Source organism: Aerococcus sp. UBA6277 (assembly GCF_002440555.1).
Lineage (GTDB): Bacteria > Bacillota > Bacilli > Lactobacillales > Aerococcaceae > Aerococcus.
The window spans coordinates 69365-82626 of the sequence record NZ_DJUR01000036.1 but is presented as its reverse complement, the minus strand read 5'-3'; the positions used below and the strand labels follow the sequence as shown (position 1 = coordinate 82626).

Sequence of the window (13262 nt, the reverse complement as noted above, 5' to 3'; positions counted from 1 at the left end):
TTACTATTTGAACGCAAAAAAAACTCCCCCTAAAGTAGATTTACTTTTTTAAGTGTCTACTTTAGAGGGAGCATATCAATGTAAAGTGAACCGCTTTTTCAGCTTCATGATAAAGTTTTCCATTTAATTTAGGACTAATTAAGATTTTTAAACGTTAGAATATTTATCCCTTTTCAGAAATCATTAAGTTGATTTTTTAGTTTAACTTAACACTAATAATCATTTCAGAGTAATCCCATTTGGTGTTTCACCAACCTCAACCGTGACAATAACTTCACTAGTCTCATTCTCAATAACACTGACCGTATCATCGAATGCATTCGTGACAAAGGTGTATTTATCGTCTTCACTAATGACAACTCCATGTGCACCGCTACCCACTTCGATTGTTTCGACCACTTCATTACTATTTAAATCAACCTTTGAAACGGTATTGGAAGGATTCTCTTCGGTACCTTCATTTGCCACAAATACATATTGATCATCATGTTGAATAAACAACTGGATAGGACCATTTCCAACTGCTACTTTCTCAACTTTATTGGTTGTCAGATCAACGATTGCTAACGCATTTTCTCCATTTAATGTTACTAAGAGCGTTTGTCCATCTGAGGTAATACCAGTTGTAGCTGGAGTACTGCCAACAGTTATTCTATTAACTTCTTCCATACTTTCTAAATCAAGGACGCTTACAGTGTCTTCACCCATATTGGCAACGTAAGCCGTTTTTCCGTCTTCAGCGATTCTAAAACCGTGTGGACCTTCGCCTGTTGGGATTGTTTCAACCACTTCATAAGTAGATACATCAATGACTGAAACAGTGTTCTCTCCATTATTGGAAACTGCTGCATAGTTGCCATCGTTAGTGAAAACGATATGAGCAGGGTGACTCCCTACTTCAACTTCTGCAAGTTTTTCACCTGTTTCAGCATCATAAAAAGCTGCAATACCTTTTTCATCGTCACTTTCATTACTCATACTAGTATCACTATCTTCGTCCTGTCCCATCTCCATACTTTCATTGCTCATACTGGTATCACTATCTTCGTCGTGTTCCATCTCCATACTTTCATTACTACCTGAACTGTCTTCAGCATGCCCCTCGCTGGGAACAATTGTTACACCAATGACTTTTTCATCAGGTGAAATTTGTACATTATGTGCGGATCCATCGATGGCAATTGTATCCACAACTTCGTGCGTTTGAGCATCTACTTTTGTAACACTTCCAGTATCGGAAGTGTAATAGGCTTCTGTTTGTTCCTTATTTTCTTCTTTAGAACTAGATTGAGACTCACTAGTTTCTTGTGACGTTGATACAATTGCTTGTTGAGAAGAATTTTGACTACTTGTTGACTCTTCTTGACCACAAGCTGCAAGCAAGAGACCCACTGACGACAATAGTGCTAAAGTGATTCTTTTTTTCATTTTAATATCCCCTTTTTTACTACGTACTTTTTACTTTTCGTACTATTTTTATTGCTCTATAATTGCCTGAATTATTCATAATTTTTCCGTAGGTTTCTGAAAAGATTGTGGTACTGCGTTCCTGATTTCTCTTCTTTACTTTCATGGTGGTGCATAATTTATCCCCTTGCTTTGATTTATTTTATGTTTCTGTTTTTATAATAATATATGAATGTGTTGATTTTATGTAGAAAAAAACCATATCAAAAAGCCAAGATTTGTATATGATCTTGGCTTTTTGATATGAATAGTTCATTTCCGGAATATATTTTTGAGAAAACTCAGTTCGAGCATGAAACTTCAGACTTACCCAACTAACTTTTCAATATTTTCTTCTTTTGTTGGTATTCTTCGTCTGATAATTCTCCTTTTGCATAACGCTGATCAAGGATTTCAAGTGCCTCATCCCGGCCATTTGAAGTTGTGCCAGCATTATTGCCTCCTTGGACTAGCTTCATCACCGCGTATACGATAATAACGATTAAGATTACCAGGATAATCATCATGAAAATTCCCCAACCGTCCATCATGTCATAACCATAATAATTCATCATTTTTATAAGCATTCCTTTCGCTTCGCTCAAGGCACAAAACGAAATGAAAATCGTTGCGTCTTCGGCGTATATTTCTGCTTTTGGGATGTTGTCTAAAGTCTTAAGTTATGACTATAATTAAATATTTGTTTGTATATTACATTTAAATTACCTCTAGTACAATGAATAGAAGTATAAAAAAGAGGCTGGGACAAAACTACTTTTACGAAAAAGGTAGTCCCACTTTCGTTTATTTTTATAAAGATATAGAAAAATACACTCCCACTACTGAACAAAAAAGTTCATAGTTTTGGGAGTGTATTTTTTTGAGAGACCTTTTGTCCCAGCCTCTTCATTTAATTTGCCTTATTCTCAAAGAAGAGTTCTTCACCGAACAAAGGTCACTCAAATCTGCTGTTGAAAAGAATTATTTTTGATGTTTTGCTATGTCTATATAAACATACTCTCACGCTGTCAGTTTAGGCAACATGCAGTGAAGAAAGGAAATCACTATTTAGGCATATTGTTTGTCCTAATCTTACTATTCTCATATCAACAGACTCCTCTTTCATAAGAAACATCCTAGTAGTCTTCTCTAACATATGAATGCTATCCTCTTCCCAGTTAATTGAATTATCAGACTGTTGCGGTTCATGTTAAATATCAATAAACTATACATGGATACTTTTTATTTTGAATTAATTGGCTTGTAATTTCTTATAAGCACGGCGTAACATCCGTGCGTTCACTGCACAGACAACGGTAAACAAGGACATAATAATAGCTGACAATGCTGGTCCAAGGACAATACCTAATCCAGCTAAAACACCAGCCGCTAGTGGAATAGCCACCACATTATAACCCGCACCCCACATGAGGTTTTGATTGATCTTTTGTTTGGTTGCTTTTGATAGGTTAAGAATATTTAAGACATCATGGATATTTGAATCAACCAAGATGATATCGCCTGTTTCTCTCGCAACATCTGTCCCTGCACCAATTGCAATCCCTAAATCAGCTTGTGCAAGGGCCGGCGCATCGTTGACCCCATCACCAACCATGGCAACACGCCCACCATCCGCTTGTAACGACTTAATTTTGCTGGCTTTTTCATCAGATAAAACCTCTGCGAAGACACCATCTAAATGGAGCGCTTGACCTACTGAATCTGCCACTTGTTGGTTATCACCCGTTAACATCAGCACTTGGATCCCTTTATTTTGCAGTTCAGCTACCACTACCCTAGCTTCTTCACGGACAATGTCCGATACTGCAACAGCACCCACTAATACCTGATCATAGATAACAAAGACAACAGTTCGCCCTTTAGAAGCAGAGGCCTTAAAAGCTTCTTCATCAAATGTATAACCTGCTTGTCTAGTAGCTTTTGGACTTAGTATTTGAATATTCTTCCCATTTACAGTACCTTCAAGTCCTTTACCGGTCAAATTGTGATAATCAGCAACCGGTAATTTTTCGATCTTTCTACTTTCAGCTTCTTTCACAATACCTCGAGCAATTGGATGCTCAGATTGGCTTTCAATCGCGTAGACAATTTGTAAAAGAGTAGTTTCATTAAACTTGCCATCCATAACAGTAATCTCGTCTACCCAAACTCACCTTGGGTAAGGGTACCTGTTTTGTCAAAAACGATCTTATCAATCTTATGAACGTCTTCAAATGCGATACGGTTCTGAATAAATAAGCCTGATTCAGCAGCTAAGGAAGTAGATTCAGCATTTACCAAGGGAACTGCTAGCCCAAGCGCATGCGGACACGCGATAACAAATGTTGCTACCATAAACTGTAGCCCCATTAGATAGCCGTCGATAGCAGTCCAAGCGACAAAGGCGATAATCCCTACAACTAAAGCGATATAAAATAGGTATTTAGCCCAGACATCAGCAATGGATTGTGCCTTAGATTTTTGTGCTTGTGCGTCAGTAACTAAGCTAATAATCTGCGCTAAATAAGTATCCGTACCCGTTTTCGTCACAATAGCTTTTAGGATACCGTCACCATTAATAGCACCCCCAACAATCTTCGCGTCCGCTTCTTTTAATACGGGTACAGATTCACCAGTCAACATTGATTCATCTACTTCAGAATGCCCTTCATAAACTGTAGCGTCGATAGGAATCTTCGCACCTGGCCGGATGAAGATACGGTCGCCCTTCTTCAATTGGTCGACTTTTACTTCACTTGTTGATCCGTCTTCATGAATCACTTCAGCGTCGGATGGTAAGAGTTTGGCTAGCGATTCAACAGCATTACCCGCTGACATTTGTGCCCTCATCTCAATGTAATGTCCCGCCAACATAATCAATATCAAGCTAGCAAGCTCAAAATAATAGTTCATTCCACTAATGAAGAAAGTAGTTAAAACTGAATAGACATAAGCTGCGACAATCGCTAGAGAAATCAGCATCATCATACCCGGAACCCCTGATTTCAATTCATGCCAAGCATGACTTAAGAAGGGTTTACCTCCGTAAAAGAATACAATAGTAGCAAGGCCAAACTCTAGAAGCCCTTGGCCCGGAAAATCAATATGGTAACCAAACAAGTGCATCAGCATAGGTGCAATAATCGCTAAAGGGATAGATAATACCAAAACTACCCAGAAACGTTGCTTAAAATCAGCCATCATATGCGCGCCGTGTCCGCCATGTCCATGACCATCGTGGCCACTATGATCATGGTGGTCATGGTTATGCTCTCCGTGATTCATATGTTCATGGTCGTGATCATGGTGCATATCCTAATGATGTTTTGTCTTATTTTCTACCTCCTACTGCATGATAATTATATTTGTTTACGTTTGTAAACTATATTTGACTTAAGTATAATTGTCTTATTTTGAAAATGCAAATAATCATGCGTTAATCAAGAATACTTTTTTCCAGGTTGAGCTCTTTAAAAACAATTTAAGTATGTTTTTCGAATTTAATTACTGTAATAGAGCATATTCAGATAAGTTTATCTATCCTATCATAAAAAGAGGCATTTCATGCAGTCCTAGTGCTTTTTATCCTTGAATCGGCATACCAAGGCAGACACAGGCAAAAGGACTTAGTCGTTGGATTGACCAGACAGGATCGAATGTAATCGTCACAGTCACTGCCTTTATGATAGTTAATTGACTCAGCTTTTCCTGAAAGTCCTTTTCAATCACAAATACTAATGGACAAGCTGGTGTCGTAAGGGTCATCACTACAGTACACTCACCTGTGAGATTCAGATCTACTTCATAAATTAAACCTAAATTTGGAAAATCAATCCCTAACTCTGGGTCAATAACCTCGAGTAATTGCGCCATTATGTCCTTTTGGTGGTTCACAGCCTCTCCTTTAAAAACAATCCCATATGTACTTGCTGATACGGACATCTCTTCACTCCTTCCTTTGCGTTAACTATCACTTTAGTTAGCTAGCTCTTCAAGGGTCAAAGAAAGGATGATCTCATTTTAATTCGTATACAATATTGTATTAAGATAAATCTACATCCTTAGGTTTATTGCTTTCAAAGCTCAGAAACTTTACTATTCTTCTCAAGTAGTAGTGCTATTTAACCAACTACTCAAAAGGATAAAAGGATAAGTGATTGCATATGAACCCTACCGATGATTTCACTGTTGACTTTAACCAACCTGTCAAAACGCTCATCGACGACCATCCCGACCTATTAGCTTTATTAGTTGAAATTGGTTTTACCCCTTTGGAAGACCCAATCTTACGCCAATCAATCGGCCAATTTGTGACCCTTAATCGCGGTGCTAAAATTGCTGGTGTCTCCGTAGCATTTATCTGTCAACAACTGATTTACAATGGCTATCAACCAATTGGAGTAAAGAAAAATAATGAAAAAGAAGCATACTAACCAAGAAAAACAACGATTACAGGTGCTTACTGACATGTTGACGCAACTTCACCATGGCGTAGACCCTAACAGTTTACAAGAAGCATTTAACCAGCACTTTTCCGGTGTTTCGGCCATTGAAATCGCCATGATGGAGCAAAAAATTATCTACGAAGACGATAATGACATCACCTTTGAAGATGTCTTGAAATTGTGTAACGTACATGCCCGCATGTTTGAAGACCAAGTAACAGGTCATTCAGCTGTAGAAATCGAACAAGAAAATCATCCCGTTCAGGTATTTAAAGCTGAAAACATGGCCTTTAGAGCCTGCATTAACCGAATCAACAATATTTTTAAAGCCTTAGAAGCCTTAAACGAAGATGATCCTAGTCGCTTAGACTTTACAGACGGCCTGAAGCGGCAATACCAACTCTTAGGGCAATTTGAACACCACTATACTCGTAAAGAACGGGTTTTCTTTCCACTGCTTGAAAAATACGGTTATCATGCGCCACCCAAAGTTATGTGGGCCAAAGATGATGAGATTCGTGACCTATTTCAAGCAGCTTTAAAGCAAGTCGATTTATTAAGAAATACAGATTTTACAGAAAGATTAACGATAGTAAAGTTAGCTTTTGCAGATTTTGAATATGAATTTAAGGAGATGATTTTTAAAGAGGAAGCCATTCTTATAAATATTCTAGCCGAAAGTTTGTCTAGTCAAGATTGGGCCAAGGTTAGTGAACAAAGTGATATTTACGGCTTTGCGATTATCCGACCTACTGGTACATGGACAAGTTCAGATGAAAAAGATGATGACCAACATGAAGACACTACACCACTTACCAAAAATGTAGACCAGCCACGTAAAGCCATCATTGAAAGCCAAAAAATCAATTTTCCTGATGGCGCTATGCTCATCAGCTGGGAAAGAAAACCCGAATTTCAAGATACAGAAAGCTACCAGCAAGCGATCATTGACCCTGACATGCCACTCCCTGTTGGCGATGGATTCTTATCTACCAACCAAATGCGGATTATCTTAGACCGGATACCAGTCACCCTTACCTTTATCAATCCAGCAGGACATATTCAATACACAAATTACACCCTGCCCTGTCAAGATAAGACGGGGTTCCCCTTTCAATATCGTGAAAATTGTCAGATAGGGATGGCTGCACAGACGCTTTTTCCAGCCAGTATTTGGAAAACAATTCACCCAGTTTTTGAAAAACTAAAATCTGGTCAAGAAAAAGCTGTATCCTACTGGTTCCAAGAAACAAGCGCTGGGGGTACTGCAATGATTTATGTGACATATCAACCACTATTCNNTGATCATCATCAATTCTTAGGTATCCTCGAATGCGTCCAGAATATTCAACGGTTTATTGACATCGCCCCAGGCACAGACCGTTCTGTTAAAGGACCGGATGAAGCAGATTTAAAAAACAAAAAATTGACAACTTTAGTACGACTCAAAGAAAATCGCACTAGCAAACAAAGTGAAACGATACAATTTTCCGATGGATATGTACAGGTTGATTGGTATAGTCACCACAATCAATTGCTCACTAGACCAGACCAAGTGGCCATTGATCAACCATTAGACTTGGAAAATGGCTATCTATCCCTTGCTGAGTTCACCAGTTTAATGAACGCCCTGCCTTTTGAAATTACCTATATAGACGAAAACTTCTGCTTTAGATATTTCAACCACGTGGTGCCTTATGATCAGATGATTTTCAAACGCTCACCTTTGGAAATCGGTCGTGACATTGAGTTTTGTCATCCACCACGCTTATGGCCAAAGATTGCGCAACTTTTAGATGATTTAAAAAATGCTCGTCTGATTATTCAGCCAATGCGCTTTTCTAGCCCTAATTTTTTTGCACATATCGAATACCTAGCCACTTTTGATGATCAAGATCAATTCCGCGGGGTAGTAGAGGCTGTCTTAGATATTCAAGACTACCGAAATTTAGCAAATACAGAAAAGCACTTTTTTTAATTCAAAAAGATGACTAGTTTGAACTCAGGTTATTTAAATAAACTATTCGGTCAATACCACCATTCTTTAATCAGTCATGGTGGTTTTTTGACCATTTTTATTTTTCGTTTTTTAAAATCATACATTAATTGTTTATTTTTCTTCATTTTTACTTTTTGACCCATGCACCATTTTCATTTACCCTTGTACGGAACACTATATATGATAAAATATTTTGATGATGACACTATATGTTGTGTCTAAACTTATTTTTCATGTTATAGTAAGGAGGCACTATTCATGGCACAAGCAGTTCAAGAAATATTACACCTAGATAGCTTTGACCAAGTAAAAGTACACAAACGTGATGGTCGAACGGTCGCTTTTGATGTCGACAAATTACAACAATCCATTATAAAAGCAAGTCAAAGTAAACAAGCTGAAACAGCTGATATCAACCTAATATTGCACCAAGTATTGGCAAATTTAGCCGATATTCAAAAAGCAAACCCTAATGACGCCATAGAGGTGACCACTATTCATCACCAGTTAGTGCAAGTTTTACAAGACCAAAATTTTAACCATATAGCAGAGACCTATCTAGCAAACAGACAAGCGACTGAAGAAAGGTTTGCCAATGCAACTAACATCCAGACTCGTATGCAAGGGCTTATCAATAAAGCACAGGATGTGGTGAACGAAAATGCCAATAAGGATAGTAAGGTCTTTAATACCCAACGCGACTTAACAGCAGGTATCGTGTCGAAAGCTATCGGCCTTAAAATGCTACCAAAGCATGTCGCTAATGCGCACTTAAAAGGGGATATTCATATCCATGACTTGGACTATAATCCGTACGCACCAATGACAAACTGTTCATTGATTGACCTAGAAAATATGTTTAGTAATGGCTTCAAGATTGGTAACGCCGAAGTGGCATCCCCAAAATCCATTCAAACAGCAGCAGCTCAAACGGCTCAAATTATTGCTAATGTTGCATCTAGTCAATATGGTGGTACGACTGTTGACCGCATAGACGAAGTCTTAGCGCCTTATGCAGAAATGAATTATAAAAAGAATCTCGCTATTGCTAGAGAATGGATCGATGGTGCCAAAAAACAAGAGGCCTTCGCAAAGTCTCGTACGAAAAAAGATATCCACGATGCAATCCAAAGTCTAGAGTACGAAATCAATACTTTATATACTTCTCAAGGTCAGACACCCTTTACAACCTTTGGCTTTGGTTTAGGGACTTCTTGGTATGAGCGAGAAATTCAAAAAGCTATTTTTGATATTCGTATCGAAGGATTAGGCAAGGAAAAAAGGACTGCCATTTTTCCTAAGTTGGTCTTCACCCTTAAACGAGGGGTAAACCTTGAACCTAAAGATCCTAATTACGATATCAAGCAATTAGCACTGACTTGTGCGACGCAAAGAATGTACCCGGATGTCTTAATGTATGACAAAATTGTTGAATTAACAGGCTCTTTCAAAGCACCCATGGGTTGTCGGTCTTTCTTACAGGCTTGGCAAGATAAGCATGGACAAGAAGTGAATAGTGGCCGGATGAATCTTGGCGTGGTCAGTTTAAACTTACCACGGATTGCACTTGAAGCTAAAGGCAACCAAGAACGATTCTTTAGCATATTAGATGAACGGCTAGATATTATGGCGGATGCGCTTTTATTCCGTATCAACCGGGTAAAGGAAGCTAAGCCAGAAAACGCACCGATTTTATATATGCACGGTGCCTTTGGTAAAAGATTAAATGAGGATGAGCCAGTCGACCTATTATTTAATCAGAAACGGTCTACCATATCAATGGGATATATCGGTTTATATGAGATCGGTACAGCTTTTTATGGCCCTAATTGGGAGTCAAATCCTGATGCAAAGGACTTTACCCTGTCTGTTTTGAAAACGATGAAACAAAAAGCTGATCATCTAGGAGATACCTACGGCTACCACTTTAGTATCTATTCAACACCAGCTGAAAGTCTGACTGATCGTTTTTGCGAATTAGACCTTGAAAAATTTGGGCCAATCTCGGATATTACAGATAAAGAATACTATACAAACTCATTTCACTATGACGTCCGCAAATCTCCTACGCCGTTTGAAAAACTTGAATTTGAAAAAGACTATCCGCAATATGCCAGTGGTGGTTTCATTCACTACTGTGAGTACCCAAATATGAGACAAAATCCTAAAGCGCTTGAAGCTGTGTGGGATTTCGCCTATGACCGGGTAGGCTATCTAGGGACTAACACCCCAATTGACCACTGCTATGAATGTGGTTTTGATGGTGATTTTGAGCCAACTGACCGCGGCTTTAAATGCCCACAATGTGGTAATAGTAACCCTAAAACCTGCGATGTCGTTAAACGGACTTGTGGTTACCTCGGTAATCCACAGCAACGACCAATGGTAAACGGACGACATAAAGAAATTTCATCTCGGACAAAACATCTCTCTCAAAGTCGCGTAAATACCTCATTTGAAGCGGACGGAGAAGATGCCAGTGTCTACAATGAACCAGTATGGGGTGATCAGATTGACGACCAACCATAAGGATGAAAATGCCAAACAGACGGAAAAATCCTTAATTCCTAAAAAATATACCGAACGATCTATGGTGGAAGACAAGCAAGAGGCGCGACCTGAAGATTTTCTTAGTGAAGAAGATATTAAACGGGCCGAATTAATTCAGAAGAGGTTAGCTAGAAGAGCCCAGCGCGCACCCAAATCCCCCAACAACCCAGAACCAAAAGAATGGTTAGCAAAAGATTGGTCTAGAGGAAAAATCGCTGACTACAAAGCTTATAACTTTGTGGATGGCGAAGGTGTTCGTTGTTCCATTTACGTCAGTGGTTGTCTCTTTGCTTGTCCAGGCTGCTACAACCGAGTTGTCCAGAATTTCAACTACGGAATTAATTACACTGAAGCACTACAAAATCAAATTTTGGAAGATATTGGGGCTAGTTACTGCCAAGGTTTGACCTTATTAGGTGGGGAACCTATGCTAAACACTAATATCTTACTACCGCTATGCCAGGCTTTACGTGACCGCTATGGGCACAGTAAAGATATTTGGTGCTGGTCAGGTTATACCTTTGAAGAGTTACTAGTCGATTCAGAAGATAAACTTGCCCTCTTAGACTTAATCGATGTATTGGTTGATGGTCGTTTCCTACAAGATCAAATGGATCTAACTTTACAGTTTAGAGGAAGTAGCAACCAGCGAATTATTGATGTCCAAGCGAGTCTTCAAAAGAATGAGCTTGTACTTTGGACAAATGCTGACGGCTTGCCATATAAGTAATTATTTTATCGGTTTACAAATATCAAATGACCTTTTATTCTGAGATAGGTATAGAATGATTTTTTAGCTAAACCATTTCATTTAAAGGTTTACGATTTTTAAAAAAGTTAGGAGTTACACAATGACAATGATAACCGTTGGTGGCATGATCGGCCTAGGTAAAACCACCGTTACAAACTTAATCAGAGATGAATTAGACTTTAAACCCTTCTACGAATCGGTAGAGGATAACATTATGTTGCCTTATTTTTATAAAGCTAGTCCAGAAGAGCAATTGTTGAAGCGGTATCCATTTTTAACACAATTGGATTTTTTGAATTCACGATTTAAAACAATTAAGCAAGCTTCTAGAGAAGATAAAACAGTTTTAGATCGATCTATTTTTGAAGATTGGTACTTTGCCAGAGTGAATACAGACATTGGCCGTATTAGTGAAGAAGAATTTTCAATTTACGAAAATCTATCTCGTAATATGATGGAAGAATTAGCCGAAATCCCGCGCAAGCATCCTGATTTAATGTTGTATCTGCATGGCTCTTTTGAAACAGTGATGACTCGCATCGAAAATCGTGGGCGTGACTTTGAACAAGGTGAGGAACTCACCAACTATTACCACCGCTTATGGTCTGGTTATGATGATTGGGTGGAAAATCACTATAATCAATCTAAAGTGATGTTCATTGATATGGAAAAATACGACTTGGTCAAGTACCCCCACCATCAAAATGTCTTAATTCAAGATATTAAAGACTTTATGATCGAAAATGATATTGTGACTGCCGACGCATTTAAATAGAATACTATTTGTTTAAGGAGATGGGCAAATGGAAATGGTAATACGACTTAAAAAAATTCAAGATTTTGCAAGAGAACGCATGGCTTTTGACCCCACTGGTCATGATTACTGGCATGCAGATCGAGTTGCTAAACTTGCTAAAACGATGTATATAGCAGATTATGGTGAAAGTAATACTGAGGCTTTGATAATCATTGAAGCTGCTGCATATTTACATGATACAATTGATGACAAGCTTGTTTCGGATATTATTTTTAGTCAAATGGAAGTTGAACAACTTTTAGATGACTTATATTTTTCGCCAGCTAGTCGAGAAAATATTCTCTATACTATTCAACATATGTCCTATTCAAAAAACTTAACTACCCAATATGATTTGTCTGTTGAAGGCCAGTACGTTCAGGACGCAGACCGAATTGATGCTCTTGGTGCAATGGGGATTGCCCGCACCTTTGCCTACGGTGGTCACGCTAATAACGAAATCTATAATCCAAAAATCCCTGTGATGGATGTGAAAAATAAGGATGATTATCGTAACCATCCTTCAACTGCAATTAACCATTTCTATGAAAAGCTACTTAAACTAGAACATTCAATGAATACAGAAGCTGGTAAAGAGATTGCGCATGAACGCACACTTTTTATGCGACAATTTCTTGACCAATTTATGGCTGAATGGCAAGGAAATATTTAAACAATTTTCATTATTTATTGTAGAATATACTTAGCAAGTCATTTTAGATTTAAGAAAGAGGTTATATCATTGGATAAACGTAAAGATACTTCAGCAAGCACTAAGCTATATCTAGCAACACCTTTTTTCAATCCTGACCAAGTTCGCCGTGTAGAGGAAGCGACAAAAGCCTTAAACGCGAACCCAACTGTTGGTGTTGTTCATTTCCCATTTGATCACCAATACAAAGACACATCTTTTGACCGTGATCCAGAAGGTATTTTTGGTTCATTCGAATGGCAAGTCGCGACCTATCAAAACGACCTATCTGCTATGAATACTGCAGACGCTGGTGTTTTCTTATATGACGTTGAAAACGTTGATGACGGTACAGCCTTTGAGTTAGGTTTCATGCGTGCTATGCACAAACCAGCTATCGTTATCTTATTAAGCGAAAATGGTTTAGAAGGTAAAGAATTAAACTTGATGATTGCGCGTGGAGGTACTTACTTCATGACTGATATCAATGAATTAGCAACCTATGACTTCAACCACTTCCCAACAAACCCACTTCCAGACATGGATGTTATCTAAAAAAATGAAAAAGCATCAGGTTATCCTGG

12 protein-coding genes are annotated in these 13262 nt (G+C 38.4%); 7 read left to right on the top strand and 5 right to left on the bottom strand.

Features of this window, described 5'->3' with window-relative positions; genetic code table 11:
• Positions 1 to 219: 219 nt before the first annotated feature.
• The 5 genes from B2V22_RS06660 to B2V22_RS06640 form a co-directional block, all read right to left on the bottom strand.
• A complete protein-coding gene (locus B2V22_RS06660) occupies positions 220 to 1392 on the bottom strand; it encodes a YncE family protein (RefSeq protein WP_290491295.1) in 1173 nt (390 codons plus the stop codon).
• A gap of 389 nt (positions 1393 to 1781) precedes the next feature.
• On the bottom strand, positions 1782 to 2021 hold the full coding sequence (locus B2V22_RS06655; protein ID WP_290491293.1) for an SHOCT domain-containing protein: 240 nt from the start codon (positions 2019 to 2021) through the stop codon (positions 1782 to 1784).
• A 677-nt stretch (positions 2022 to 2698) separates the two neighbouring features.
• Complete coding sequence (locus B2V22_RS06650; protein WP_290491291.1) at positions 2699 to 3592, bottom strand: HAD-IC family P-type ATPase; 894 nt, start codon at positions 3590 to 3592, stop codon at positions 2699 to 2701.
• A gap of 14 nt (positions 3593 to 3606) precedes the next feature.
• Complete coding sequence (locus tag B2V22_RS06645) at positions 3607 to 4731, bottom strand: HAD-IC family P-type ATPase (RefSeq protein ID WP_290491289.1); 1125 nt, start codon at positions 4729 to 4731, stop codon at positions 3607 to 3609.
• 297 nt (positions 4732 to 5028) lie between these two features.
• Positions 5029 to 5388, bottom strand: a complete 360-nt coding sequence (locus B2V22_RS06640; RefSeq protein ID WP_003142835.1) for a metal-sulfur cluster assembly factor — start codon at positions 5386 to 5388, stop codon at positions 5029 to 5031.
• Positions 5389 to 5609: 221 nt separating this feature from the next.
• Here B2V22_RS06640 and B2V22_RS06635 point away from each other — a divergent pair, with 221 nt between their 5' ends.
• From B2V22_RS06635 to B2V22_RS06605, 7 genes are all read left to right on the top strand, one after another.
• The gene (locus B2V22_RS06635) at positions 5610 to 5879 is read left to right on the top strand and encodes a DUF1858 domain-containing protein (protein WP_003142836.1); all 270 of its coding nucleotides are present in this window, start codon (positions 5610 to 5612) and stop codon (positions 5877 to 5879) included.
• Positions 5860 to 7869 (top strand): DUF438 domain-containing protein, encoded by a 2010-nt coding sequence (locus B2V22_RS06630; RefSeq protein WP_290491287.1) that lies wholly within the window; start codon positions 5860 to 5862, stop codon positions 7867 to 7869. The genes B2V22_RS06635 and B2V22_RS06630 overlap by 20 nt, the downstream gene beginning before the upstream one ends.
• 279 nt (positions 7870 to 8148) lie before the next feature.
• A complete protein-coding gene (gene nrdD, locus B2V22_RS06625; protein ID WP_290491285.1) occupies positions 8149 to 10419 on the top strand; it encodes an anaerobic ribonucleoside-triphosphate reductase in 2271 nt (756 codons plus the stop codon).
• 61 nt (positions 10420 to 10480) lie between these two features.
• Positions 10481 to 11170, top strand: a complete 690-nt coding sequence (gene nrdG, locus B2V22_RS06620; RefSeq protein ID WP_290491308.1) for an anaerobic ribonucleoside-triphosphate reductase activating protein — start codon at positions 10481 to 10483, stop codon at positions 11168 to 11170.
• A 121-nt stretch (positions 11171 to 11291) separates the two neighbouring features.
• The gene (locus B2V22_RS06615; protein ID WP_290491284.1) at positions 11292 to 11966 is read left to right on the top strand and encodes a deoxynucleoside kinase; all 675 of its coding nucleotides are present in this window, start codon (positions 11292 to 11294) and stop codon (positions 11964 to 11966) included.
• A gap of 28 nt (positions 11967 to 11994) precedes the next feature.
• The gene (locus B2V22_RS06610; RefSeq protein WP_290491282.1) at positions 11995 to 12660 is read left to right on the top strand and encodes an HD domain-containing protein; all 666 of its coding nucleotides are present in this window, start codon (positions 11995 to 11997) and stop codon (positions 12658 to 12660) included.
• A gap of 69 nt (positions 12661 to 12729) precedes the next feature.
• The gene (locus B2V22_RS06605) at positions 12730 to 13233 is read left to right on the top strand and encodes a nucleoside 2-deoxyribosyltransferase (protein ID WP_290491280.1); all 504 of its coding nucleotides are present in this window, start codon (positions 12730 to 12732) and stop codon (positions 13231 to 13233) included.
• Positions 13234 to 13262 lie beyond the last annotated feature (29 nt).

Excerpts from the sequence above, each read along its gene's own strand:
- B2V22_RS06655 (WP_290491293.1), bottom strand. The coding sequence starts at position 2,021 with ATGATGAATTATTATGGTTATGACATGATGGACGGTTGGGGAATTTTC.
- B2V22_RS06650 (WP_290491291.1), bottom strand. The coding sequence starts at position 3,592 with ATGGATGGCAAGTTTAATGAAACTACTCTTTTACAAATTGTCTACGCG.
- B2V22_RS06645 (WP_290491289.1), bottom strand. The coding sequence starts at position 4,731 with ATGAATCACGGAGAGCATAACCATGACCACCATGATCATAGTGGCCAC.
- B2V22_RS06640 (WP_003142835.1), bottom strand. The coding sequence starts at position 5,388 with ATGTCCGTATCAGCAAGTACATATGGGATTGTTTTTAAAGGAGAGGCT.
- B2V22_RS06635 (WP_003142836.1), top strand. The coding sequence starts at position 5,610 with ATGAACCCTACCGATGATTTCACTGTTGACTTTAACCAACCTGTCAAA.
- nrdD (WP_290491285.1), top strand. The coding sequence starts at position 8,149 with ATGGCACAAGCAGTTCAAGAAATATTACACCTAGATAGCTTTGACCAA.
- nrdG (WP_290491308.1), top strand. The coding sequence starts at position 10,481 with ATGGTGGAAGACAAGCAAGAGGCGCGACCTGAAGATTTTCTTAGTGAA.
- B2V22_RS06615 (WP_290491284.1), top strand. The coding sequence starts at position 11,292 with ATGACAATGATAACCGTTGGTGGCATGATCGGCCTAGGTAAAACCACC.
- B2V22_RS06610 (WP_290491282.1), top strand. The coding sequence starts at position 11,995 with ATGGAAATGGTAATACGACTTAAAAAAATTCAAGATTTTGCAAGAGAA.